Source organism: uncultured Algoriphagus sp., from assembly GCF_963974835.1.
Lineage (GTDB): Bacteria > Bacteroidota > Bacteroidia > Cytophagales > Cyclobacteriaceae > Algoriphagus.
Genome location: NZ_CAXBET010000012.1, coordinates 59,221 through 83,520, shown reverse-complemented (window position 1 = coordinate 83,520; position 24,300 = coordinate 59,221). Strand labels below are relative to the sequence as shown.

Genomic DNA, 24,300 nt, shown 5'->3' with positions numbered 1-24,300 from the left:
CAGAACCTGCCGCTAAAAAACAATTAGTAATGTCTTAATTACAGAAAATTATAGCTCTAATGTTTGGAAATCATCTAGTTAGACAGAGAAGATGATTGGATCCACCATTGACGTGTGGTGATAAGATTTTTATCCAATTCAATAAATTCTCCAATTTCCGGGACGTAGATCGGCTGATTTATTTCCTTTGCCTTAGCCAAAACCCGTTCAACAGGATCTGTCCAGGAATGCATGGCAAGTGTAAAAGCAGCCCAATGTATAGGCATAAAAATTTTTGCTTTGACGTCCTGCGCCGCTTGGGCGGTCTCTTCAGGCACCATATGAATATCTGTCCAGCGCTCATTATACTGGCCGCATTCCATCATGGCAAAATTGAATGGCCCATATTTCTCACCTATCTGCTTAAAGTGTGGGCCATAACCACTGTCTCCACTAAAGAATATATTGTCAGATTGCCCTTGAATCACCCAAGATCCCCAGAGGGTGGAGAAACGGTTATTTAAGCCACGACCTGAAAAATGTCTTGCCGGAGTGAGAGCCAAGAGCAACCCATCTGCTTGAATTTCATCCCACCATCCTAGTTCATGAATTTTCGAAGAATCAACTCCCCAATCCTCGAAATGGGCTCCCATTCCCAAAGGCATGTAGAAAGACCTGGTTTTATCCTTCAGTTTTAAAATGGACCCATAATCCAAGTGGTCGTAGTGATCATGAGACATAATAATCATGTCAATCTGTGGCAGTTTCTCAACTTCAATAGGAAGCTCTTTACTATATCTCTTTTTCCCCAATAGCGGATTAGGAGCTGGGACTTCACCAAACATAGGATCGATTAGAATAGTCTTTCCATCAATTTGAAGTAGAAATGATGAGTGTCCAAACCAAACAAGCCGCGTAGGATGATTCTTGTCCACCAATTCAAGAGAATCCCTATGTTCAATTGGTAATTCGAAATCAGGTCTTCGTGAAGGGTCGTTTTTAAAAAATTCCGGAAGCATTTTGATAGCTTCAGTAAAGTCCATATCCATATTCGTGGGCATGAGGTTACTGAATTTTCCATCCTCGAAATAGTCCAATTTCTCATACTGGAGAACCTTTTCCCTCGATGGATTAGCTCCGAATTGTGGACTAAGATTGACAAAAAGAAAAACTAGAATGGCAAATAATACTATGATAGAAATGATTGTAATCATCAGATATTTTAATGTATTAAGGAAAAACTTAAGCATAGGAAGCTTTAAATCGGGTAACTATTGGATATAACTGAAAAGTCTTTGAAAAGATGCAATATCAGGACTATTTTCTATTTGATTATTCCTTGACTCATTGCAAAGTTTTTTTTGTTGATGCAAATCTAACCTCAAAAGTCTCGAAAGGGGTTAAAGGAGTGATTTATCGCCAAATTATAATACCACTATTCGCCATAGGAGTAGATAACATTTGGAAAATGATTCAAATTTTGATAGTCGGTTTCTATACTATTCTGATTTTCTTTAACTTAATCACGCAAAACTTAATTAACAACCCATGGCAGTTATAAACATTAAAATCAACGGAAAGGCTCATTCGGTTGATGTAGAAGAAGATACCCCACTTCTCTGGGTTCTTCGTGATCATCTTGGATTAGTAGGTACAAAATATTCCTGCGGCATAGCACAATGCGGCGCATGTACAGTCCATAGAAATGGAGAAGCAATGTTTTCCTGTGTCACACCAGCAGCAAGTTTGACAGAAGATGAAATCACTACAATAGAAGGACTGTCTAAAGATGGTGATCATCCAGTTCAAAAGGCCTGGGCAGAAGTCGACGTAGCCCAATGTGGTTATTGCCAAGCTGGTCAGATAATGAATGCTTCCGCTTTTCTCAAAAAGAACCCAACTCCATCAATGGATGAAATAGATGAAGCTATGAACAGAAACATCTGTAGATGTGGTACTTATCATAAAATCAGGGAAGCCGTTGCAATGGCTGCTAAATCCGAATAATCATGGCTACACTAACAAAAACTAACAGAAGAGACTTTCTGAAAATAGCCGGAACTACGGCAGGAGGCTTGTTTATTGGCTTCAACTGGATGAGCTGTGATTCGCCAAAGATGGAAGTGCTCAGCAATGAAGAAGTACTGGCAAATGCCAAGAATTTCAATGCATTTTTAAGTATAGCACCCTCTGGAGATATTGTGATTTATTCCCCTAATCCTGAATTAGGACAGAATATTAAAACATCATTTCCGATGGTCGTTGCAGAAGAACTGGATGCTGATTGGAGCAAAGTTCGAGTTCTTCAGGCTAATCTTGACACAGAGAAATTTGAAAGACAGTTGACTGGTGGATCTGGCGCCATGCCTCACTCTTGGGAGCGGCTTCGCAAAGCCGGAGCAACAGCTAAATATCTACTGGTCGCAGCTGCTGCAAAGAAATGGGAAGTTTCTGCCGATGAGTTGAATACATCTCAAGGAATAATTTACCACAAAGCCAGTGGTAAGAAAATTGGTTATGAGGAAGTGGCAAATGATGCAGCTTTGTTGACAGCTCCTGAAGAAATAACCTTAAAGGACAAGAAGGATTTTAAAATTATTGGAACTCCAGTTAAAAACGTTGAGAATAATTCGATTTTCACTGGTGAGCCACTTTTTGGATTGGACTTCTATAGAGAAGGTATGCTTCATGCGATGATTCAGCGGGCGCCATTTGGAATGAAAATCAAATCAATAGATGATTCTGCTACAAGAAAAGTCGCTGGGGTAAAAGATGTCGTCACCTTTGAAAATTCTGTAGCAGTAGTAGGGACTTCCACTTGGCCTCTGATAAAAGCTAAAAAGCTGCTAAAAGTCGAATACGAACTAGATGGAAAAGTGGAGAGCTCTGCTGATCACAATCAGATTTTCAAGGACTTATTGGCTAATGGCAAACCAGAAATTAAGCGGGAAGATGGCAATGTCAATGCGGCTTTCAAAAACGCCGCCCAAGTAGTAACAGCAGAATACCAATGTCCGTTTCTTTCACATTCCCCAATGGAACCTATGAATTTCTTTGCTCATGTCAAGGAAGGTTCAGTAGAATTAATTGGTCCAACACAGACTCCGGAAAGGGCAAGAAGTACAGCAGCAGAGGTTACTGGAGTTGCCCCTGAAAATATATCAGTGGAAATTACAAGATTGGGAGGAGGTTTCGGAAGAAGGCTTAGTGCTGATTATGTGGCTGAGGCAGTTCACGTTTCCAAAATGATGAATGCTCCAGTAAAACTGACCTGGAGTAGGGAAGATGATCTAACCGGAGGTGCTTATCGACCTGCAGTCAGATACAAATTTGAAGCAGCCCTTGATGCGGATGGCAATATGACTGGTTATAAACTTCGAGGCGTAGGTATGAATGCTGGAAACAGTACAAGGGAAAATAATTTTCCAGCTGGCGCCGTTGACAATCTACTTATTGAAAATGTAAACTACGAGTCTTCGATTACTACCAACGCTTGGCGTGCTCCCATTACTAATTTTCTTGCGTATGCAGAACAATCCTTTTTGGATGAGGTAGCTTTTGCCGCCAAAAAAGATCCAATTGACTTTAGATTGGAATTATTTGAAAAAGCCAAATCAAATCCCGTAGGAGGAGAGCTTCAGTATGATGTGGATAGAATGATTGGAGTAACGAAAATGGCTGCTGAAAAGTCGAATTGGAATAAGAATCCAAATGTAAAACAAGGATTTTCCGTCTATTTCTCTCATAGGACTTACGTAGCACAAGTTGCTGATATTGAGATGGAAAACGGCACACCATCTCTTAAAAAGATTCATGTAATTACTGACTGCGGAATGGTCGTAAACCCAACTGGTGCAAACCACCAAGTCCGTGGTGGAGTAGTGGACGGAATGGGTCACGCCATGTATGGAAATCTAACTTTCGAGGGAGGACTTCCTACACAAACCAACTTCGATAAATATCGTCTGATCCGGATGAAGGAAGTGCCAGCCGTAGATACATATTATGTGGATAGCGGTTTTGACCCAACTGGGCTAGGTGAGCCATGCTTGCCACCGACTGGAGGTGCAATAGCAAATGCAATTTTCAGTGCTACAGATAGAAGGTTAAGAAGCCAGCCTTTCATTGAGCAAAATGAATTTTCTGATCTGAATTTAGGTATAAAACGAGCGTGATTTAGACGTTAGATTTTTATAAATAAGAATCAAGGAAACAGATTCGAGAACCAAAAAAGCACTTCCACCTATTTATGGAAGTGCTTTTTCTGTAATTAATACTAACGTTTAAATTTCATCCATTTCTCTTTCCGGCCAATAAGGACCTTTGAGTGTAAGTTCTGATCCTTCAATGAGAAATGTTATCTTCATTTGATCTCGCTTTTGCTCATTAATAGCAAGACAAGCATTAAAATGAATAAGATCAAACTCAAGGGTAAATTCGCCAGAACTTTGATCCTTAAAATGAATCTCGGAACCTAAATTAACTTTCTCTGCTAGAGCACCTTCTTTCTTAAAATAGTAGGAGAGGAAGATCCCCAATTCCTTTTGTTTTTCAGCTAAAAGCACTTTTAGCTCATCTATAGTAGGTTTGTTGGAGTGGGGAAGGCTGAATGTCCAAGTTTCTTGCATGGTTGAATTTAAAGTAATCTTTTCAGACTTCTTTATAGATGGATTTGAAAGATTCGATAAAGCCCGGTCAGTCCTGTTGAACTCGAAATCCAATTGCATGAAGCTAAATATGTTATGATTTAAGTTCGCGGAAACTTATCTGATTAAACTAATATTTAATTATTCAAATTTAAACTTTCTATGTTTTTGGAAACTATCACTCATTTCAAATAAGTAATTCCTCTACATAGAATTTTTCTTATTTTGCATCTATGAATTACCCAATTTACCTCGATTACAACGCCACTTCGCCTTGCGCCAAAGAAGTAATTGAAGCAATGATTCCCTGGTTTGGAGAGCACTTTGGTAATGCCGCCAGCAATTCACACGCCTTCGGATGGATAGCTGAAAATGCGGTGGAGATTGCAAGAGAGCAAATTGCAAATTTGATAGGAGCACAATCCAAAGAAATCATTTTTACTTCGGGAGCTACTGAAGCAATCAACTTAGGGATAAAAGGAACTTTTGATTTGTATCAGGAAGAAAAACAACACTACATCACTTGCCAGACCGAGCATAAAGCTGTTTTGGATCTCATGAAATTTCTTGAGGAAAGTGGTGCAGAGGTGACCTATTTACCTGTTGATAATGAGGGACATATCAGTATTGAAGAGCTAAAATCGAGCATTCTTCCATATACCAAAATGATTTGCCTGATGTGGGCAAATAATGAGACTGGAATTATCCATCCTATAGAAGAAATTACAGCGATAGCAGAAGAGAATAATATCATCTTTTTCTGTGATGCCGTACAGGCAGCGGGAAAAATCCCTGTCTCTGTCTCTGGAATTCATTTAATGGCCGTCTCAGCTCATAAATTCTATGGCCCAAAAGGAATAGCAGCGCTGTACATTCGTCATAATCATACTCTTCCCAAACCTCTCGCTCAAATTCATGGCGGTGGTCACGAAAAAGGTTTCCGCAGTGGGACACTGAATGTGCCGGCAATAGTAGGTTTTGGAAAAGCTGCCGAAATGAGGATCGAAGAAATGGAAAGCGAATCAAAGCGATTGGGAGAGCTTCGCGATTTACTGGAAACCAATATTTTAAAATTGCCCGGCACTTTTTTGAATGGAAGTCAGAATCGCCTTTCCCATGTCACTAATATTTCTTTTGCAGGAGTGGAAGGAGAAGATCTGGTACCAAAGGTTTGTCAGAAAGTGGCTGTAAGTTCCGGATCTGCTTGCACGAGCATTTCCCCAAAGCCTTCCCATGTACTCCAAGCAATGGGCTTGGACTCGGACCTTGGAAGAGCTTCAATCCGTTTTAGCTTAGGAAGGAATACTGAAGAACAAGATGTATTAGATGCTGTGGCCTGGGTGGAGACAGTTGTGGAGGAGTTGAGGTAAAAAAATGTTGAGCGGGAACTTAAACTATTTCCGAATAATCTTCGAATTTTAAACTTACAACGGAGAACCTCAAAGGTTCAAGTCTCTCAGATCCTCCTCAGTATCTATATCTACTTTACCCTTCGGGAAAGCGACAGTCGCTAGGTCATCCTCATGGGCTAAGACAATATTTTTTGCACCTTCATCGCCAGTGAGCGCCATCAATTCTTTGAAATAAGCACTGCCAAAAAGTATAGGTACACCTACAGTCTTTGAATACGAGCAGGCGATAATTCCCTTTGATTCTTTCTTCTGAGTAGCAATCAACTTATTAAGAATCTTCGCATCAACGAAGGGCTGATCACACAGCATAATAATCACCTGATCAGGTTTATCGATTTTGAGCATGTATTCCAATCCAACTTTTATACTGGAAGACATGCCTTTTTGGTAGTGTGGATTAGGAATATTTGGTATGCTAGCTCCAAGAAAAGTCTTCTTGATTTCGTCACGGTTAGCACCCAATACCAAAACTCGCTTATCCACGTTGGCATCATTTGCAGAATCTATAGCAAGTTGAAGCAGAGTCTTTTCTTTGTATTTTGCTATTTGTTTTGGGTATCCAAGTCTACTTGATTCTCCTGCTGCAAGTATGATTATTCCTGTCTTCATTTCTTTTTAATGTATGGGGCCTGTTTTATTTCGGAGAAAGGTACCTTGTTTTTTTGCCAATACCGCTTTCACCTCTGCCAAAATGGACAATGCAATCTCTTCCGATCCTTCAGCGCCTATATCCAAACCCATTGGGGAATAGATAGTAGATTGATTGACAGCTATTCCCTTCTTAGCCAATCTCTCCATTAATTTTTCCGACTTTTTCTTGGGTCCCAATATACCCAAGTAAGGCAAATCCAGCTTTAGTAAACCTTCCAAAGCCAAAGCCTCATATTCAAAATTGTGGGTCATCATAAGAGCCGCAGTGTTTCTATCGGTTTCCAATTGATTCACTACTTCATTACCTGCACCAGTGATAATTTTTATAGCTGTTGGAAATCGTTGAGCAGTAGCAAGATTCTTCCTGCCATCGATCAGTATTAATTCTAAGCCTAAAATATTGGCCATTTTTGCCAAAGGTATCGTGTCATTTCCAGCTCCAAAAAGCAAAATTCTGATCACAGGTTTTATTGATTCTATAAATACCTGTGCATCATCAAATTCTTCGTATTTTTTGATGATGTGCTGGTTTGGATCAGCTTTAATTAATTCGCCCTGAATCTGTTTCCAAAATGATTCTTCAATCTTTTCTTTATCTCCAAACACTTTGTTTTCCTTTACCAGAACCCTTGTTCCAATCTGCTCCTGTTTAGAATATTTTACGGAAAATACCGTAATCAATTGGCAAAAAATCCTTTCACTTAAAGCGATTTTAAGCAGTTCAATTGGATTTATAGTTTTTTGATAATCAATTGGTTCTATCAATACATGAATAATTCCATTGCAGCCTAATCCTACGCCGAATTTCTGATCGTCTTCGTCGGTAGTATCGTAAGTGACCAGCATTGATTTTTGCTGGAAAATCACCGTTTGGGCTTTGCGTAGCGCATCACCTTCCAGGCATCCTCCTGATATAGCACCAGTCAATTCTCCATCTTCGGAAACCAACATTCTAGCCCCCGGCCTTCGGTAAGCTGATCCGTCTACCTGAACGACTGTTGCCAAAGCAGTTCTTTTGTCGGACTCTTTGAATTGCTCATAAGCCTTAATAATGGCTTGAAATTCCTTCATAAATGAAAATCTGAAAGCTTTAAATTAAGCTACTGAATTTTCAATATCAATAGAATAAATATGAACGGGAGCAAAGGTTTGATAATTGTAAGAAATTAGTTGGGAAAACACCTATTCAAAGTATTCTCCCTAGGTATTTCTCTTTCGGGATTTACTTTTCACCAATCTAGAATTGACCTTTCGTTTTATTAGAAGATGTAAGTGGACTAATCAATAACTGGTGAATGAAGCAGAAAATGTATCAATAGGATATTTTTAGAATATACTATCTTTCTGCTGAGCTTCTAACGTGAGCTTTGTGCAATAAGCTTTTAATCCAAAACATTCTTTTAATCTCATTTATTAATGAAAATCCCAAGTCTAACCCAACTCAAAAAAGAACTCAGCTATCTCAATGAGAAGGAACTGATCGCACTGGTGGCAGATCTTAGCAAATTCAGTAGGGACAACAAGTCTTATTTATTTTTTAAGCTTAACGAAAAAGATCAACCACAACTCTATGTTGAAATGGTTCAGGAAGAGCTGGAAATTGGTTTTCAAACTGCGAGAGGTGACCATTCCTACTATGCGAAAAAGTCAGCTCAAAAGCTTCGCAGAAAAATGAATAAATTACTTAAACTGAGTAAAGTAAAAACAGATCAAATAGAAGTTTTGCTGTTTTTCTGTGAGAAACTCAAGGAGTATGGTTTTTTACGGCATAGAAATCAGGTGTTGGATAATATCTATCAAATGCAGTTAGCAAAAGCTGTTAAACTGATCTCAGGCTTGCACGAGGATTTGCAATTTGACTATGAAGGCAGAGTTGAAGAGTTGACCATTTGATAGATTTTCTCTCGATGAATTTAAAATTGTTTCTTTCGAAAAAGATTTTATCAAATATGATTATCCGCAATGACGCCAGTCACCTTAGATTCTTTGCTTATCAGGTTGGAAGACCGATGACCGAAGACCGAAGTGGCCTTTCTATTTCACGGAGTAGGAGGCGAGCACAATCTCAATGTTTCTCTTGAGGCGCACCAGCAATTACTGGATTACTTAGCTGAAAATAAAGATATTATCTGGATAACAACGATGGTTGATCCAGCCCAGCATGTGAAAACCCAACAATAATAAAACTCTCGATTAACCCAAACCTATGATGAAGAAGACGCTTTTAATTTCGTTAATGCTGGGAATTGGAAGCATTGCGATTGCCCAAACTTCCAAAATAGACACTAGTAAATATCCAAAACCAGTCACTTTCACAAACGAGCAGGACCATGCAAATATGCAGGAGCAACTGGGAATCAAAGTTCTTAGACCTGGCCCAAGTGGAAATGAATCTGCTCCAAATGCTGCAAATTATGATGAATCCAAAGCTAATCCCTGTCCAGAACTGCCAGACATCCTAACAACTAATGCTGGGCAAAAGATCACTTCGGAAGAAATGTGGTGGACAACCAGAAGACCGGAATTAGTTGAAGCTTTGGAGCGTGAGGTATATGGTAAGTTGCCAGATAATATTCCGGATGTAAATTGGGAAGTGAAGATCACTGATCGGGAATTCGTTGCCAGAACTCCCGTGATAGCAAAGCAAATCATTGGTCACGTGGACAATAGTGAATATCCTTTAATCACTGTGGATATTAACATGATCCTAGTAGTTCCTGCAAATGCTAAAGGACCTGTCCCTGTTTTAATGATGTTTGGTCGACCTTCTTTTCCGGCACCAGCCCAACCAAATGGAGAAGATATGGAGACCTTGAATAATTCTTTTAAAGAGATGATGATCAAAAATGACACCTCCTTAAAAGCTCTTTTTGATAAATACCCGGCTTATACTCCTGTAACCCGACTTCCTGCCCCGAATTTCTTTGCCCCGCCAACGAATGGAGATTCCCCTTCCACAGAACAACTTTTGGATGCAGGCTGGGGATATGTAACCATTGATCCAAGCAGTATTCAGGCTGATAATCATGCTGGAATCACTAGAGGAATAATCGGCTTGGTGAACAAGGGGCAACCCCGGTCTCCTCAAGATTGGGGAGCACTTCGGGCATGGGCTTGGGGCGCTGCCAGAGCTTTGGATTTCTTGGAAACCGATTCCTTGGTAGATGCAAAAAAAGTGGGTATCGAAGGTGTTTCCAGATACGGTAAAGCAGCTTTAGTAACTATGGCTTTTGAACCTCGATTTGCCACGGCGCTGATCGGATCTTCCGGAAAAGGAGGAACTACTTTACACAGACGTGTATTTGGCGAAGCAGTGGAAAGCCTCACAGGTGGTGAAAACTATTGGATGGCAGGTAACTACATGAAGTATGGTGCTGAGGAATCTGAATTTGGTAGAATGGATGGCTGTGACCTCAGTGTAGACTCCCACGATATGTTGGCGCTTTGTGCACCACGACCTGTTTTTGTGAGTTATGGAATTCCAGAAAAAGGCGATGCAAAATGGCTGGACCAGAAAGGAAGTTATATGGCGGTGATTGCTGCCGGAGTGGCTTATAAACTTTTGGGAGCAAAAGATCTCGGCGTGTCTAATGACTACATGAAAGAAGAAATGCCTCCCTACAACACGGATATGCTGGAAGGAGATTTGGCTTGGAGACAGCATGATGGCGGGCATACAGACGGACCGAATATGCAACACTTTATTTCTTGGGCTAATCGAGTTCTGGAATTTGAAAAGTAAGCTAAATGCTTTTAATCTATGGAGAATGTAATGTAGCTGTAAACTTCAGGTTCAGTTCGGGATGAACTTGAATTGGAGATAATATCAGTTTCGAATAATCGATTGATATTATTTCCTGCTAAATCTTCCAGCCTATTTTCTATTTGTAGTTGGTAAATCCCTTTTTCCCAGGCTAATTCGGAAGAAAACTTTATGCTTTTTTCAAAGTCACCAACCTGCCATTTTCCGGAAACCTCCTTTCCCAGACTATCCTTGATTTCAAATACCTCACCTAACAAACTATAATCGAGCTCTTCTGAAAAATCTATATAAAGAAAATCTTTTGTCTGTGCTTCTGGTGTGGTGACAGACCAATTTTCGGGTCTGGGGGAAATACTGTCTCTATTGATTACGTAAAAGCTTTTGATGACTGAACTAGATAGATTGATTCCATTTTGATCCTTCCAATTATCTGAAATAATAAGGCTGTATTGCTCAAATTGATCAAGTGGGGCGCCCATTTCCAAGTTGGGAATCAAGTCACGTTTGATTCTTCCTGGGTCAAGCCACACAGTTAGCATCGTTTGATCTTCGTTCCAAAGCTCGGGTTGAAGATCCAGAAACACTGAAGAAATTGTGTCATTTTCTCCTTTCACCAAAGTAAAATGCTCAATAGATTTTCCAGAGCGCATGGGCTTGGAGAATTTCAAAAACAGCTTCAATAAGTTTTCTGGTACGGTATCCTGCGTTGGGTAGATTTTAAGTAGGGAAGGAGCTTCTTCTTTGGAATAAGGAATGATAACCTCACCAATTTTTTGCTCACTTTCAAAAATTTCATATCTCAAACCTTGCGTTAACGGAATTAAAGGTTTAAAAATCAAATAATCATGCTCAGTAATAAACTCTCCAAGAATTGCCGTTAAATCATCCTCACCAGTTAAGCTAACGATTATGTGACTTTCATAGTCACCACTTTCATTTAGCAAATCCAGAGGTATAGAGATTCCAATGGCACGATCATTTTCCCAAATGACTGAGATCTCTTCATTCGTTTTTTTACTGCAGGAGAAAATCAGAATTAAAAAGCAAAAAATAGGACCATACGATATGTACAGCCCTTTTCTATAAGCGAATGAATTCATTATCTAGGCAAATAAGCTGCTTCTTTAGTTGACCATAGATCTAAAGAACCATTGGATTTTCTCTGAAGCATTACCATTTTTCCATCTTCCATTTTATCCAACTGCTGAACATTGGTCAGGGGCATGGAAACGAAATCTACTCCTTCGGTAGCATAACTTTCTGTCACTGGTTCGGTTAGCGACCCTTCAAAATTTTCGATATCCTGATAGTCTACCAAAAAAACCGGGCGATTGGAGTTAGACATTACCAAGTATGATTTACCATCCTTTTCCATACTAACCAGATCCAATGGTTGATTTCCGCTGCCCATTTCTGCAATTGTTCTTCCTTTTATATGTTTTCCTGACTTCAATTCATCCAGCGGAAAAAGCACAAGCGGAGTACACGTATAGCTGGCGATTAGATACTCTTGACCGTTAATTTCCGCTGTAGTAAAAGTTTTAATCGGAGATGTGGTTTCGTATCTACCATGTGCAGCATGGAATATTTCTAATGATGCTTGATCTTGAGTTTTTGTAAAAGGGAAAGGAATACTTCTAAATGTTGAACTGAATTCCTGATTGGAAAGGCCGCTTACAAACAACTTTCCATCTGAATATCCCAAATCTGAAATTGAAGATATCCGCAATGAACGACCTCTGTTATCCTTAGCATCTTCAGCTGGAGAATTGTTCAATAAAACAGTTGAATACCCAACATCCTTCAAAGAAACAGGAGATATTTTATCTCCCACAATCGATAATAGTACAGGTGAACCATCTGCAGCTTCGACGGAAAGATAAACTTTCTTGGAAACAGGATTGACAGCAAGATCCAAAATTGAAATATTCTCGGTAGTAGTACCCAACATGGAAGCTAGTTTGATATCTATTCCTTCTATGTTTATTTCAGCGGCTTCGGATGTTGATTCATTGTCTTTTGTATTTACTGCGAAAACTGAAGCGCTTTTCGAATCACCAATAAATAAAATTCCCTCTGGGCCAAACGCAAGAGAAGTTATAGACTTAATCTCTGGAGTTCCCACTTTGAGATTGTAGAGTTGCTCATCATTTCTAAAAGTCCAGGCGGCAACGATTACCATCAAAAGACTTATACTAACTAGTAAAATGGACTTTTTCATTATATGTACAGGTTTATGGATTTATCTTATTGTAAGTAAGGAATTTATAAAATTTAAAACAGGATTCAAAACGTACTTTTTTGAATGGTATTGATTTAAATTATTAATGACTCAACCTTTTTTCTCAAAAGAGTTAATTCTAAAACAATAACTAATTAACCTTCTATTTTCAATGTAATAATGTTGAAAAACAATTAGTTATATGGTATTTGTTTTGGAAAGAATTAAATTGAAAATGCTTTGTTTATAATACTTTTTCCTAAAATTTTTAATACAACCTTCTATGACAGGCTTAGCAGTTTTAGACGTTTTTATCAGTCTAGTTTTCCTTTATCTTCTGTATAGTCTTTTTGCTATGACTATCATTGAGACGATTACTTCATATTTCGGTTCCAGATCCAAAAACCTGATTACTGGAATTGATAGACTTTTGGCAGACGACCAGCAGTCGAATTATTTGAATCACACTATCCTCAATCTTTTTTGGGTAAAAACCATCAATCCTCTTACAAAGGCCTTTTATAGACACCCTTCCATCAAATATCTCGGCAGTAAGGGCATCAATTCAAAACCTTCCTACATCGCTAAAGATAGGTTTGGAAGCACGCTAATTGATTTATTGAGAAAGGGAGCTTACCTGGATGATATTCATAATATATCCGCGACACTTGGGATAATTCCAGAATATGATTCCAGCAAACTGGCTTCTGAAATACGAAATTTAGAATTGGAATTGAATGAACTCACCCAAGCTACAGAATCAGAAAATGAAGAGGTGGAGAGATTGACCGAAAAGCTGGATTTTTTAAAGCAGGAACTTTTTCAAAGAACCAATAAGGAACATCCTTGGGAGATTCAGGGGCTTTCTATAGGTACTGAGACAAAATATCAACTAAAAAACCTATGGCAACAGGCTGCAAATGACAAGGAGAAATTCAAAACTCTTATCGAAAACTGGTATGATGATCAGATGGATAGAATTGCAGGTTGGTATAAGAGAAAACTGACATTCCTGACATTTATCATTGGGTTTATTATAGCTGGACTTTTTAATGTTGATTCAATTGGTTTGACTACAGAACTGGTGAAAAATGAAGAAATGAGAAATATGCTAGTGGAAGGAGGCAAAACCTTTATGTCGGATAATGTTGACGGACTTACAAATACTTCTTTTAGTGTGCAGAAGGCTTATATAGATTCATTGAATTCAGAAATGGATCAGTATAACTACGTATTGGGAGTAAGCAAAGAAGCCAAATTTACTCCTTGGACTTTGCTAGGTTGGTTGATTACTGCCTTCGCTATTTCCCTTGGAGCTCCATTCTGGTTTGATCTGCTAAACAAAATGATGCAGGTACGCAATACGGTTAGGATTCCAATTTCCTCCGGAAAATCAACAGATCCATCAGGTCAAGTAGAAACCAATACTAAAGCTGTTGGGTGATGGAAACTTTCAAGGGAATAGTAAGTCTGTATGTCAACGTGAGGATGGATAGCCCATCTGTAAATGCTCCAAAATCAAAAGTGCTTTTGCCTGGCTCGGAAGTGGAAATATCTCATGCAATAGTTGGAGAAGAATACTTAGATTCCAATATCTGGTATGTACTGACCAACCATTGTTTTGTTTGGAGTAAGGCGATTTATACTACTTCAGAAGTACCGGTGATCGATAAAAAAATCTTGGTGACTGCAGATGATATTGGCATCGTGGATGAGATAGATTACGGAGCTCAAATAGCACTTAGAGAAGGTTGGATAAATTCAATAGCTGTGCTTGTCAATCGTCCGGATGATAAAGAAGAGGAATATTTAAAGAATTTTTGTCAAAAGCTAAAGGATTACCCAAACCCACATGCTGAGAATTCTCTGTACAAAACCACACACATCGGCCTTCATTTCACCATTACTTCCGGCCAACCTCTATCGGATTGGTCTAGAGTTTGGCTTCTGGTAGACTCGCAACATAACTTTCTGGATTTCAGAAAATTTGATAGAAATTTTGAAAAGCCAGACTACGTAGAACAAGTTAAGATGGAATTTTTGGCGCAATATGAAAAGTTTAAGCGGGTGTTTGGAAGGGAACCTGACCACTTGACTTCGCATCATGATGTGCTGACCTTCAATCATCCGCTGTTTAGTTTTATGCAGAATTGGTCTCGGGAAAAGGGAATACCACTCCGCAACCATCGTTTTTTACCAAGCTCGAAGAGATTCTGGTACGATACTATTGCGCTCATGAATGTAGATCTTCCTTCCATTAAGAAAATGAATAGTTGGGAGAGTAGCTTTGGTCCTTTTACTTCAGAAGGAGCAGAACATACGATAGTGGATCATTATGGGCCTATACCACCGTTTGGAATTACATGCTATGAAGAGATCGTTTCCAAAAAACAAAAATCTCTGAATGAATGGCTGAAAGATTTTTTAATAAGCAAAGACTCAAGAAGGGAGATCGTTATTCACCTCATAAAATCAGGCTTTAGAAGCCAAAGGGATTTTGTACAAGCCTATAAACCTCTGAAAGAAACTTACCCAGGAATTGAAATCAAATACTTTGATGGGAGAGTAGCCGAGTATCTTTCATTACAAAAAAAGACATTTTGGAATTCTGATCCATGGCTGAGCTTGCAAAATAGATGCTAAAAACGACTTCTAAATTTAGGAAGAAAGTAATGTTTACTATCAGCAGGTCTAAAAACATCGAATTCTTTAACAGTCTGGAAATATTTGAAATTAAATATCAAACTTCTTTCCAGTCAAATCTTCGGAGACAGACCAAAGTCTAGCAGCGACACTAAGATCATGGGACCTACTGCTGGAATTTACTAGGATTGGATCTCCTTTAAATTCCTTAAATCCTGACGGTCCGAAGTATTCTCCACCTTTGACAGCAGGGTCCAAAGCTGCACGTAAAATTGGAAGGGCTCCAGCTTTAGCTCCTTGACCCATTATCGAAGTAAGAGGTGAAAATAATGCTCTGCCAATAGCTGGTAAGAATGTGCCAAGATTCGTGCTCGAGAAACCAGGATGAGCTGAAACGGCTTTGGCATCAATTCCTGCTGATTCAATACGTCGTTGAAGTTCGTAGGCGAACATCAGACAGGCAAGTTTACTTTGTGCGTAGAAATCCAATTTGGAATACCCTTTTGATCCATCCAGGTTTTTGAAATCAATTTTTCCGTTTAGATGGGCTAGACTACTGAGCGTTACAATCCTAGCATTAGGTGTATTCTTGATAATAGGAAAAAGCAGATTGGTTAAGTGAAAATGAGCTAGATAGTTTACACCAAACTGGCTTTCAAAACCATCTTTAGTCTTCGTCAATGGAGGCATCATAATGCCTGCGTTTTCTATTAATAGATCCAATCGGTCGTATTTCCTGGAAAATTCTTGCACAAAGGATTCTACAGATTTAAGGCTATTTAAATCGACTGTTAGGACTTCAACATGAGCATTAGGAACCTGCTGCAAAATTTGATTCATAGCATCATTGGCTTTTTGCAGATTCCTGGAAGCCAAGATCACCTTAGCACCCTTTTTTGCTAAAGCGAGGGATGTTTCATAACCTATACCTGAATTTGCCCCAGTGATTATAGCTACTTTATTTTTTTGAGAAGGGGAGGATTCCATTGAAAACTTTTTCATAATAGTACTTACGTTAAAAATCAAAGAACTACCCAATAAAAAATATGATAAAGCAGTTGCACAGATTACTTAATTGGCCGATAAAGTTATTGACTGCTTACATAAATGGTATTTGAGAAAATTGAAATTTGATCTACCTTTTTACAAAATATCCACCACCTATGAAAAACCTAATTTTTGCTTTTTTAGTCCTTTTGATCTCGTGTAGCCAACAAAAGGAAGCTGAAAAGGAAGTACCTAAAAGAAATTTTGTAGAAGTGTCCCAGATTGACACCTCTATAAAGCCAGGCGACAATTTCTTCATGTATGTAAATGGAATCTGGTACGACACGGCCAAGATCGCAGATGATCAGTCTGGAGTAGGATCGTATTCGTTTTTGAATATTCCTCAAAAAATGCTCTTGCAGGATATTCTCGAAGAAGTCTCTGGAGAACAACACACTGCAGGATCCATCGAACAGAAAGTAGGAGATTTCTATGCTTCTGGTATGGACACTTCAGCCATTAATGCACGTGGCTATGATCCTATAAAACCTATTTTGGCTCAGATCGAGGAGATCAATGATCTAGCTGGCTTAATGAGTTTTGTCACTGAAGGGTTGAAAACTGATAATCAATCCATAGTCAGCTTGGGAATCTCCCCTGATCCTGAAAATAGCAGTATCAATATCGCGCATTACAGTCAAACTGGATTAGGATTGCCTGACAGGGATTATTACTTCAAAACTGATTCTTCGACCTTAGCAATTCAGCAGGCATATTTGGATTATTTAACCACACTTTTTGAGTTGACAGGTACTGAATCTGCCGCTGCCAAAAGTAATGCTGCAAAAGTATATGCTATGGAGAAAAAGATGGCTGAATCTCACAAGACCCGCATTGAACGTAGAGTGGTGAAGGAAAATTACCATAAAATGGCGGTAGCAGAATTAGATAGCAAAGAGCCAAATATTGGGTGGTCAGCTTCACTTACCCAACTCGGAATAAATACAGATTCTGTGGATATTCGCCAACCGGCTTACTATGAAACGCTGGACAAAATGCTAAAATCTGTTTCTCTTTCAGATTGGAAGACATATGTGAAAGCGCATACTTTAACTTCATTCGCAGAGGCATTGAGTAAGCCTTTCGAAGATGCTTCTTTCGCCTATGAGAAAGTGATTTCAGGTCAATCCACCCAATTAACACGACAGCAGCAAATGGCCCAGAAAGTGGACCGTCAGCTAGGTTTTGCTTTGGGACAATTGTATGTGAAGCGCTACTTTAATGAGGATGCGAAAAAACGTGTTCTCGATTTGGTGAATAACCTTCAGAAAGCATTTGAGAGCAGAATAAACAAACTCGACTGGATGAGTGACAGTACCAAGGCTCAAGCCAAGGAAAAACTATATGCCATCACTAAGAAAATAGGCTATCCAGATGAATGGAGAGAATACAATGTGACTATTGATCGTGGCAATTACTTCGAAAATGTTCTCGCCCTGAGAAAAGATCAAAACCAGTATCAGCTGGACAAGTTCGGTAAAGAACCTAATAAGCAGGAGTGGGGGACTACACCATCCACAGTGACGGCTTATTATAATCCTTCTTTGAATGAAATTGTTTTCCCTGCTGGAATATTACAATACCCTTACTTCGATTTGTATGCAGATGATGCCATTAATTATGGTGGAATCGGAATGGTGATTGGTCATGAATTGACCCATGCATTTGATGATCAGGGAGCTCAATATGACAAAGATGGTAACGTGAAAAATTGGTGGACATCCGAAGATTACGAGAAGTTCAAAGGGAAAACCCAGCAACTGATTGATCGCTATGATAGCTTCACTGTGTTGGATTCAGTTCATGTAAAAGGTGCTATGACAATCGGTGAAAACAGCGCTGACAACGGAGCTTTATACATAGCTTATGAGGCATTCAAACTAACCGAGCAAGGTCAGGACACCACCAAAATTGATGGTTTCACCCCAGATCAACGCTTCTGCTTGTCAATTGCCAGAATTTGGAGAGTGAAAACCCGCGATGAGTTTATGCGAGCGTATGTGAACACAAATTCGCATTCCCCTGCTGTTTGGAGGGTGAATGGACCTTTAATGAATTTTGATCCTTTTTATACAGCCTTCAATATTCAGCCTGGGGATGTAAATTATAAATCAGAGGAGGAAAGAATAAGAATCTGGTAAAAAAGAGTAGGGAGACTAAAGTGTGGCCATGATCAGTCTTACTATCCATGGAAGTAGCACAAATCGTAAGTATCTACCTTCAGTCTTCCTACTAACCAATATATCACCGCTCATTGAAATTTTTCATCAACTGATAGGTGAAATGGATGATCTCCAAGTAGTTGTGTTTTGATATTTTTTCATCTATTCCATGAAAGCGGGTCATGCCTTCTGGAGAAATCCGAATAGGATAATAACGATAAACATCATCTGAAATACCATAAAAATACCTTCCATCTGTACCTCCGCCAATTAAACCGGGTACTACAACTGATTCTGGAAATACCGATCGCACGGTAGATTCCAATAATTTATAGGAATCAGAATCTATGCTTGATGAAGGCGAAGGATTTGTAAGAAACCCGACTTGCTCTACACGGATTTTGTCACTAATGGTACTTTCTATATGAGCCTGAACGCTCTCAATACTCTCTCCCGGCAATATTCTAAAGTTGATAGTCGCTTCAGCTACGGTAGGGATTACATTGTTCTTTACACCACCACCTATTATGGTGGGAGCCGTGGTGGTATGTGAGTTAAGAGCCTTCAGAATAGGTCCTTTCAAAAGCCATAAATTGGCAAATGCAATTTTTTGGGCGAACGGCATCTCAGGGCCTAAGTATTCAATCTGATATCTGACAGCGTCTACCAGTCTGTAGGGAAGCTGGTTATTTTCCAAGTCAACTATCGCCTGAGCCAGCATTCCTATAGTGTTTTCACGGAGAGGCGCTGAACTATGCCCACCTTTTGTTTCTACAATTAATCTAAATGAGGCAAATCCCTTCTCAGCAACATTGATCATAGAAATGGGCTTATCAATTCCTGGTACCATTCCCTCTGCAATCATTCCTCCTTCATCCAGCGTAAAGGCTGCACGTACCCCTTGTTTCTCAAGGTAATCTGCTATGGCTCCTGCGCCATTTTTACCACCGACTTCCTCATCATGTCCAAAAGCAAAATAGATGGTCTGGTTGGGAACAAAACCTTCTCTCAACAGCATTTCAGCACTTTCAAGTAAAGCCATCAAAGAACTTTTGTCATCCAAAGTACCCCTGCCAATAATATGATCCTCCGTGATTTTTCCCTCAAATGGACCTGCTTCCCACATTGCAAGGGTTGGCTTATCAACTGGCACCACATCTTGGTGAGACATTAAAATAATGGGCTTCGCAGCAGGATCAGAACCCTTCCAACTGTAAAGGAGACTATAATCATTTATTTTAGTGAGAGTCATATTCTCATGGACCAAAGGAAAAGTTTGAGCTAAGAACTTATGAAATCCATTGAAAACTGCTGAATCAGGAATCGCATCCTCATTAAAAGAAATAGTTTGATGCTGAATGGCTTCGGAAAGGTGAAGAAAAACATCGTCACCAATCTCTATAGGATCAAGTGCAACAGGTTTCACTTGCTTAGAACTCATCCGAAGTGTGTTGAATAAAACGATTGCTGCCAGTATTAGTAATAAAGCGAGCAATGCCAAAAAGAGAGCACGAATCTTTTTCATAGAATGGTGAGGTAAATAGGTTTAGAAGATGGTTTAGTGAATATAAAGAAGCAGGAGGAAATACAGTTAACATAACCCTATTCTAAATAAAAATGTAATGAAAAATTGGTTGGGGCTGTAACCTAAGATCAGTAATTAAAAATTTTAAGGCAAAAAATGGATTTTCAAGTATAATATTTACTCAATAATTTGAAAGTTACTTTATACATGTCAGGTTTTTGACTTTTATTTAAATTCTGCATTCAATTCAAAAAGTATAATATTTGATAACAAAAATTAATAAAGCAGCTCTATGTTTGAAGGACCTGATTATCCCGGCTCTATCACCGAAGAAGTTTTTGAAACCTGGCTAGTAGAAGGCCGGGAAAGTGTAATCAGTTATCACTTTTTACTGATCGTATGGAATGTATATGATGAGAAATACAATCCAGTTTACGTGGAAAGCCGTGAAGAAATAGACAACTATGAGCTCTACCCAAATGCAAAAGGCTCGGAAGCACTCATAGCTGTTTATGATTTATATTCTGAAAGCAGAGTGAGTTTGGGTGTGTGATTGACAAGTCGATAGGCAGCAGGAGCCATTCATGCCGCCCAACCAATAATCTGTTGATTCCTATAAATATTTCTATTATTTAGAAGGTAGAAAACCTATACCCAAATGTTAAAAAAAATCACCCCCTTTATTATACTGTTTTTTCTTACAGCAGCATGTAGTAAAAACAAAGAGAATGCCCCACAGGAATTTAATGTAGACTTCGAAAAATTTAAACTTGACAACGGTCTTGAAGTGATTTTTCATATTGATCGTTCGGATCCTGTCGTGGCAGTGTCGCTCACTGCTCATGTAGGTTCCGCCCGTGAAAAAGAAGGTAGAACTGGCTTTGCACATCTATTCGAACATTTATTATTTCTCGAATCAGAAAACCTAGGAAAAGGTGGCTTGGATAAAATGACAGCCAGAATCGGGGGTTCAGGTGCCAACGGTTCCACCAATAGGGACCGAACTAATTACCTACAAACTGTTCCCAATGATGCGCTGGAAAAAATGATTTGGGCAGAAGCTGACAAACTTGGGTGGTTTATTAATACGGTCACAGACCCTGTTTTAGCAAAGGAAAAGCAGGTGGTAAAAAATGAAAAGCGTCAGGGGGTAGATAATCAGCCTTATGGTCATACTTCTTACGTCATAGATAAGAACCTTTATCCTGAGGACCATCCTTACAATTGGCAGGTAATAGGTTCTCTGGAGGATCTGCAAAATGCCACACTTGCCGACGTTAAAGAGTTTTTCAGACGGTGGTATGTTCCAAACAATGTGACACTTACTATCGCGGGTGATTTTGACGCTGAGCAAGCCAAAGAATGGGTCAAGAAGTATTTTGACGAAATAGCATCTGGTGATCCTATAGAGCCACTCACACCCAGACCTGGTAAAGTAGATGCTATCAAGAAGTTATACCATGAAGATAACTTTGCTCGATTGCCTGAACTCACTATGACTTGGCCGGCTGTAGAACAATATCATCCAGATTCATATGCCCTTGATGTTCTCACAGATTACCTTTCCAATGGTAAGCAAGCTCCATTGAATGTTGTATTGATTGATGATAAAAAGCTTACTTCCAATATCCGGATGTATAACAGAACTTCAGAATTAGCAGGTCAGGTTCAGCTATCCGTTCGGGCTAATGAGGATAAGGATTTGGACGAAGTTGCAACAGCAATAGAGGAAGCTTTTGCAAAATTTGCACAGGAAGGAATCTCCGACCAAGATCTTGCACGCATCAAAGCAGGTCAGGAAACACGCTTTTACAACACGCTTTCAAGTGTATTGGGAAAAGGAGTTCAACTGACACAGTATAATATTTTTGCCCATGATCCAGGCTTTATCAATCAAGATATCCAAAATGTCCTGGCCGTAAGCCCTGAAGATGTAATGCGGGTTTTCAACCAATACATATATGGGAAAAATTACATCGCAACCAGCTTTGTACCAAAGGGCAATCTGATGGCTGCGCTAGAGGGATCTGAAAAAGCCGAGGTCGTGGAAGAGCAGATTGTGCAGGGAGCAGAGGAGACTTTTGATGCCTCGATTCAGGCAAGCTATGAAAAAGCTCCTTCTAGCTTTGACCGGTCGGTGGAGCCACCCTATGGGGAATCTCCTGAAGTGACTATCCCTGCAGTTTGGAAGGATTCCCTTCCTAATGGATTACAAGTATATGGAATAGAGAATCATGAAGTGCCTATCGTGCAATTCAACATGGTAATTGATGGTGGACAACTGCTGGATGACCCAAGGAAGGTAGGAGTAGCAAATCTTATGGCGCAACTCATGACCAAAGGCACCAAAAACAAAACCACTGCCGAATTGGAGGATGCTATCGAGCAATTAGGAGCTTCTATAAATGTATATGCTACCACTGAAAGTACCATTATAGCTGTCAATACCTTAAGCAGAAATTATGAAAAGGTAATGGCGCTGGTCAAAGAAATTATTCTGGAACCACGATGGGACTCAGTAGAGTTTGATTTAGCCAAACAATCTACCATCAGTCGTATTAGGCAGATGGAAGGAAGTCCAAATATGGTGGCTCAAAACGAATTCAATAAGTTGCTCTATGGAGAGGGAAATATCCGTTCTCAGAATATCATGGGCAGTATTGAATCAGTGGAAGCGATTACCCTTGATGAACTGAAAACATACTACGACAGGTATATCTCCCCATCCATCACCCGAATGCATGTGGTAGGTGATCTGGGAAAAGTAAATATTATCGGATCCTTGCAGAATTTAATTACAGAATGGAAAAGTAAAGATGTAAGCATTCCTGTGTTTGATGCACCTTCAAGACCAGAAACTGCAAAAGTTTACTTTTATGATATACCAGACTCGAAGCAATCTATGTTACAATTTGGCTATCCGGCGCTCGCTTCTTCAAACCCTGATTACTATTCTGCTGTGGTGATGAACTATATCTTAGGCGGCGGAGGTTTTGCATCACGTCTTACTCAGGAACTAAGAGAGGGGAAAGGGTACACGTATGGAATCCGATCTTCTTTCGAAGGCGGCAAAGTCGCTGGCCCGTTTAGTATAAGTAGCGGAGTAAGAAGTAATGTCACCTACGAATCAGCTCAGCTGGTGAAGGATATACTTTCTGATTACGCCTCCACATATTCTCCTCAGGATCTAGAAACTACACAAAGCTTCATGATAAAAAGTAACGCACGAGCTTTTGAGACAGCTGGGGCAAAACTGAATATGCTGCAGAATATAAGTGAATTTGGATGGGAACCGGATTATGTGAAAGACAGGGAGAAAATTGTAAATGAGATGACTCTGGAGCGGATAAAGGAATTATCCAGCAATTATCTGAATCCTAATAACATGATTTGGCTGGTAGTCGGCGATGCCAAAACCCAAATGGCAGGCCTCGAAAAGTTAGGATTTGGAAAACCTGTACTGATCAATCAGGAAAAGGTCTCTATGGATGTTACTAAATAGCCCAGTATAGTGCTAACCAAAATCTCTCGGTTGACCTGTCAATCGAGCGATTTTTTATTTCTGAAATGTGATAAGAACATAAAGTAGGAACAGTTTGAGGAAATCTAATAGTAAATTAAAACTCTAACATTTCTAATATAAGCAGCTGATTTATTGGATTTTGCTGAGGATATTTTTAATTTGATATACCTCTTCTGATTTTTTGAATAGGCATTTTATCTCACAATTGAGAAAAACCAAGCTTCTCGATTCTTCTTAGATTTTTAACTTTAATTCAGAAAGCCATGTCAAAAATGAAAGACACTATCATCACATTGTATGTCGACACTCAGGAAATAATCAAATGCAGCTCTAAAAAAAAGAACAGAGAAAAAATTCTAAAGTATATTTTGCTTTGTGACAACCATTATGATCATCCAAGCAAAGTTGAGTTTACCAGTAATATTCATCCAAATTCAAAAATAGCGTGGGTCGGTGCGGCAAAGCATATTGAACAAAGTCCAGAAGATTTTGTGATCATCAAAAAGATAAAGCCGACAAAAAATAATTCCATCCTGAAATTTTACGATTCTAAACTCAGCTCCGGAACAACGCACATTGATGGACATGTTGGGAAAGTTAAAAAGGGATCTACTCCGGAGGAAAGCTATTCTATAAAATTCTTAGTTAATGCCAGTGGGGAGGAGAAGGTCTTTCAAATCGACCCCAAACTTAGAGTCATCTAGATTATTTCACCTATATAATTTTTG

20 protein-coding genes are annotated in these 24,300 nt (G+C 39.3%); 12 read left to right on the top strand and 8 right to left on the bottom strand.

Going from position 1 to position 24,300, the window contains the following annotated elements:
• Positions 1-74 precede the first annotated feature (74 nt).
• Positions 75-1,193, bottom strand: coding sequence for an MBL fold metallo-hydrolase (locus AACZ73_RS18760; protein ID WP_339880258.1), 1,119 nt, complete (start codon positions 1,191-1,193; stop codon positions 75-77).
• Between the two features lie 334 nt (positions 1,194-1,527).
• Between AACZ73_RS18760 and AACZ73_RS18755 the strand changes: the two genes are divergently transcribed.
• The gene (locus AACZ73_RS18755) at positions 1,528-1,986 is read left to right on the top strand and encodes a (2Fe-2S)-binding protein (protein WP_339880257.1); all 459 of its coding nucleotides are present in this window, start codon (positions 1,528-1,530) and stop codon (positions 1,984-1,986) included.
• A gap of 2 nt (positions 1,987-1,988) precedes the next feature.
• A complete protein-coding gene (locus tag AACZ73_RS18750) occupies positions 1,989-4,154 on the top strand; it encodes a molybdopterin cofactor-binding domain-containing protein (protein WP_339880256.1) in 2,166 nt (721 codons plus the stop codon).
• A 108-nt stretch (positions 4,155-4,262) separates the two neighbouring features.
• Here the strand turns inward: AACZ73_RS18750 and AACZ73_RS18745 are convergent, their stop codons facing one another.
• On the bottom strand, positions 4,263-4,607 hold the full coding sequence (locus tag AACZ73_RS18745) for a hypothetical protein (protein ID WP_339880255.1): 345 nt from the start codon (positions 4,605-4,607) through the stop codon (positions 4,263-4,265).
• A 251-nt stretch (positions 4,608-4,858) separates the two neighbouring features.
• Between AACZ73_RS18745 and AACZ73_RS18740 the strand changes: the two genes are divergently transcribed.
• A complete protein-coding gene (locus tag AACZ73_RS18740) occupies positions 4,859-5,995 on the top strand; it encodes a cysteine desulfurase family protein (RefSeq protein WP_339880253.1) in 1,137 nt (378 codons plus the stop codon).
• A gap of 69 nt (positions 5,996-6,064) precedes the next feature.
• On the opposite strand, the gene AACZ73_RS18735 is transcribed toward AACZ73_RS18740, so the two are convergent.
• Together AACZ73_RS18735 and AACZ73_RS18730 are read right to left on the bottom strand one after the other, a co-directional pair.
• Positions 6,065-6,646, bottom strand: a complete 582-nt coding sequence (locus AACZ73_RS18735) for a nucleotidyltransferase family protein (RefSeq protein WP_339880251.1) — start codon at positions 6,644-6,646, stop codon at positions 6,065-6,067.
• A 6-nt stretch (positions 6,647-6,652) separates the two neighbouring features.
• The gene (locus AACZ73_RS18730) at positions 6,653-7,759 is read right to left on the bottom strand and encodes an XdhC/CoxI family protein (RefSeq protein WP_339880249.1); all 1,107 of its coding nucleotides are present in this window, start codon (positions 7,757-7,759) and stop codon (positions 6,653-6,655) included.
• A gap of 345 nt (positions 7,760-8,104) precedes the next feature.
• Here AACZ73_RS18730 and AACZ73_RS18725 point away from each other — a divergent pair, with 345 nt between their 5' ends.
• The 3 genes from AACZ73_RS18725 (at position 8,105) to AACZ73_RS18715 (ending at position 10,430) form a co-directional block, all read left to right on the top strand.
• Positions 8,105-8,581, top strand: coding sequence for a hypothetical protein (locus AACZ73_RS18725; protein ID WP_339880247.1), 477 nt, complete (start codon positions 8,105-8,107; stop codon positions 8,579-8,581).
• A 132-nt stretch (positions 8,582-8,713) separates the two neighbouring features.
• Positions 8,714-8,869, top strand: coding sequence for a hypothetical protein (locus tag AACZ73_RS18720; protein ID WP_339880246.1), 156 nt, complete (start codon positions 8,714-8,716; stop codon positions 8,867-8,869).
• A 28-nt stretch (positions 8,870-8,897) separates the two neighbouring features.
• Complete coding sequence (locus AACZ73_RS18715; RefSeq protein ID WP_339880244.1) at positions 8,898-10,430, top strand: acetylxylan esterase; 1,533 nt, start codon at positions 8,898-8,900, stop codon at positions 10,428-10,430.
• Between the two features lie 11 nt (positions 10,431-10,441).
• Here AACZ73_RS18715 and AACZ73_RS18710 read toward each other — a convergent pair whose 3' ends face one another.
• Both AACZ73_RS18710 and AACZ73_RS18705 read right to left on the bottom strand, forming a co-directional pair.
• Positions 10,442-11,551 (bottom strand): Ig-like domain-containing protein, encoded by a 1,110-nt coding sequence (locus AACZ73_RS18710; protein WP_339880243.1) that lies wholly within the window; start codon positions 11,549-11,551, stop codon positions 10,442-10,444.
• On the bottom strand, positions 11,551-12,672 hold the full coding sequence (locus AACZ73_RS18705; protein ID WP_339880241.1) for a hypothetical protein: 1,122 nt from the start codon (positions 12,670-12,672) through the stop codon (positions 11,551-11,553). The genes AACZ73_RS18710 and AACZ73_RS18705 overlap by 1 nt, the downstream gene beginning before the upstream one ends.
• Before the next feature lie 283 nt (positions 12,673-12,955).
• Between AACZ73_RS18705 and AACZ73_RS18700 the strand changes: the two genes are divergently transcribed.
• The gene (locus tag AACZ73_RS18700) at positions 12,956-14,116 is read left to right on the top strand and encodes a hypothetical protein (RefSeq protein ID WP_339880240.1); all 1,161 of its coding nucleotides are present in this window, start codon (positions 12,956-12,958) and stop codon (positions 14,114-14,116) included.
• Positions 14,116-15,315, top strand: coding sequence for a ChbG/HpnK family deacetylase (locus tag AACZ73_RS18695; protein WP_339880239.1), 1,200 nt, complete (start codon positions 14,116-14,118; stop codon positions 15,313-15,315). The genes AACZ73_RS18700 and AACZ73_RS18695 overlap by 1 nt, the downstream gene beginning before the upstream one ends.
• A gap of 90 nt (positions 15,316-15,405) precedes the next feature.
• On the opposite strand, the gene AACZ73_RS18690 is transcribed toward AACZ73_RS18695, so the two are convergent.
• Positions 15,406-16,317 (bottom strand): oxidoreductase, encoded by a 912-nt coding sequence (locus AACZ73_RS18690; protein WP_339880238.1) that lies wholly within the window; start codon positions 16,315-16,317, stop codon positions 15,406-15,408.
• Between the two features lie 161 nt (positions 16,318-16,478).
• Here AACZ73_RS18690 and AACZ73_RS18685 point away from each other — a divergent pair, with 161 nt between their 5' ends.
• Positions 16,479-18,503 (top strand): M13 family metallopeptidase, encoded by a 2,025-nt coding sequence (locus AACZ73_RS18685; protein ID WP_339880236.1) that lies wholly within the window; start codon positions 16,479-16,481, stop codon positions 18,501-18,503.
• Positions 18,504-18,606: 103 nt separating this feature from the next.
• Here the strand turns inward: AACZ73_RS18685 and AACZ73_RS18680 are convergent, their stop codons facing one another.
• Positions 18,607-20,049 (bottom strand): M20 family peptidase, encoded by a 1,443-nt coding sequence (locus tag AACZ73_RS18680; RefSeq protein ID WP_339880234.1) that lies wholly within the window; start codon positions 20,047-20,049, stop codon positions 18,607-18,609.
• A gap of 292 nt (positions 20,050-20,341) precedes the next feature.
• Here AACZ73_RS18680 and AACZ73_RS18675 point away from each other — a divergent pair, with 292 nt between their 5' ends.
• The 3 genes from AACZ73_RS18675 to AACZ73_RS18665 all read left to right on the top strand — a co-directional run bounded on the left by AACZ73_RS18675 (position 20,342) and on the right by AACZ73_RS18665 (position 24,276).
• Positions 20,342-20,602, top strand: coding sequence for a hypothetical protein (locus AACZ73_RS18675; RefSeq protein ID WP_339880232.1), 261 nt, complete (start codon positions 20,342-20,344; stop codon positions 20,600-20,602).
• 105 nt (positions 20,603-20,707) lie between these two features.
• Positions 20,708-23,551, top strand: a complete 2,844-nt coding sequence (locus tag AACZ73_RS18670) for a pitrilysin family protein (RefSeq protein WP_339880231.1) — start codon at positions 20,708-20,710, stop codon at positions 23,549-23,551.
• 284 nt (positions 23,552-23,835) lie between these two features.
• Positions 23,836-24,276 carry a hypothetical protein gene (locus AACZ73_RS18665; RefSeq protein WP_339880230.1) on the top strand — a complete coding sequence of 147 codons (441 nt, stop codon included), beginning with the start codon at positions 23,836-23,838 and terminating at the stop codon, positions 24,274-24,276.
• Positions 24,277-24,300 lie beyond the last annotated feature (24 nt).

What these genes read in the sequence shown, in the direction of transcription:
- AACZ73_RS18725 (WP_339880247.1), top strand. Translation starts at nt 8,105, where the DNA reads ATGAAAATCCCAAGTCTAACCCAACTCAAAAAAGAACTCAGCTATCTC.
- AACZ73_RS18735 (WP_339880251.1), bottom strand. Translation starts at nt 6,646, where the DNA reads ATGAAGACAGGAATAATCATACTTGCAGCAGGAGAATCAAGTAGACTT.
- AACZ73_RS18675 (WP_339880232.1), top strand. Translation starts at nt 20,342, where the DNA reads ATGTTTGAAGGACCTGATTATCCCGGCTCTATCACCGAAGAAGTTTTT.
- AACZ73_RS18715 (WP_339880244.1), top strand. Translation starts at nt 8,898, where the DNA reads ATGAAGAAGACGCTTTTAATTTCGTTAATGCTGGGAATTGGAAGCATT.
- AACZ73_RS18690 (WP_339880238.1), bottom strand. Translation starts at nt 16,317, where the DNA reads ATGAAAAAGTTTTCAATGGAATCCTCCCCTTCTCAAAAAAATAAAGTA.
- AACZ73_RS18705 (WP_339880241.1), bottom strand. Translation starts at nt 12,672, where the DNA reads ATGAAAAAGTCCATTTTACTAGTTAGTATAAGTCTTTTGATGGTAATC.
- AACZ73_RS18700 (WP_339880240.1), top strand. Translation starts at nt 12,956, where the DNA reads ATGACAGGCTTAGCAGTTTTAGACGTTTTTATCAGTCTAGTTTTCCTT.
- AACZ73_RS18695 (WP_339880239.1), top strand. Translation starts at nt 14,116, where the DNA reads ATGGAAACTTTCAAGGGAATAGTAAGTCTGTATGTCAACGTGAGGATG.
- AACZ73_RS18755 (WP_339880257.1), top strand. Translation starts at nt 1,528, where the DNA reads ATGGCAGTTATAAACATTAAAATCAACGGAAAGGCTCATTCGGTTGAT.
- AACZ73_RS18670 (WP_339880231.1), top strand. Translation starts at nt 20,708, where the DNA reads ATGTTAAAAAAAATCACCCCCTTTATTATACTGTTTTTTCTTACAGCA.
- AACZ73_RS18745 (WP_339880255.1), bottom strand. Translation starts at nt 4,607, where the DNA reads ATGCAAGAAACTTGGACATTCAGCCTTCCCCACTCCAACAAACCTACT.
- AACZ73_RS18680 (WP_339880234.1), bottom strand. Translation starts at nt 20,049, where the DNA reads ATGAAAAAGATTCGTGCTCTCTTTTTGGCATTGCTCGCTTTATTACTA.
- AACZ73_RS18760 (WP_339880258.1), bottom strand. Translation starts at nt 1,193, where the DNA reads ATGATTACAATCATTTCTATCATAGTATTATTTGCCATTCTAGTTTTT.
- AACZ73_RS18685 (WP_339880236.1), top strand. Translation starts at nt 16,479, where the DNA reads ATGAAAAACCTAATTTTTGCTTTTTTAGTCCTTTTGATCTCGTGTAGC.
- AACZ73_RS18740 (WP_339880253.1), top strand. Translation starts at nt 4,859, where the DNA reads ATGAATTACCCAATTTACCTCGATTACAACGCCACTTCGCCTTGCGCC.
- AACZ73_RS18750 (WP_339880256.1), top strand. Translation starts at nt 1,989, where the DNA reads ATGGCTACACTAACAAAAACTAACAGAAGAGACTTTCTGAAAATAGCC.
- AACZ73_RS18665 (WP_339880230.1), top strand. Translation starts at nt 23,836, where the DNA reads ATGTCAAAAATGAAAGACACTATCATCACATTGTATGTCGACACTCAG.
- AACZ73_RS18730 (WP_339880249.1), bottom strand. Translation starts at nt 7,759, where the DNA reads ATGAAGGAATTTCAAGCCATTATTAAGGCTTATGAGCAATTCAAAGAG.
- AACZ73_RS18710 (WP_339880243.1), bottom strand. Translation starts at nt 11,551, where the DNA reads ATGAATTCATTCGCTTATAGAAAAGGGCTGTACATATCGTATGGTCCT.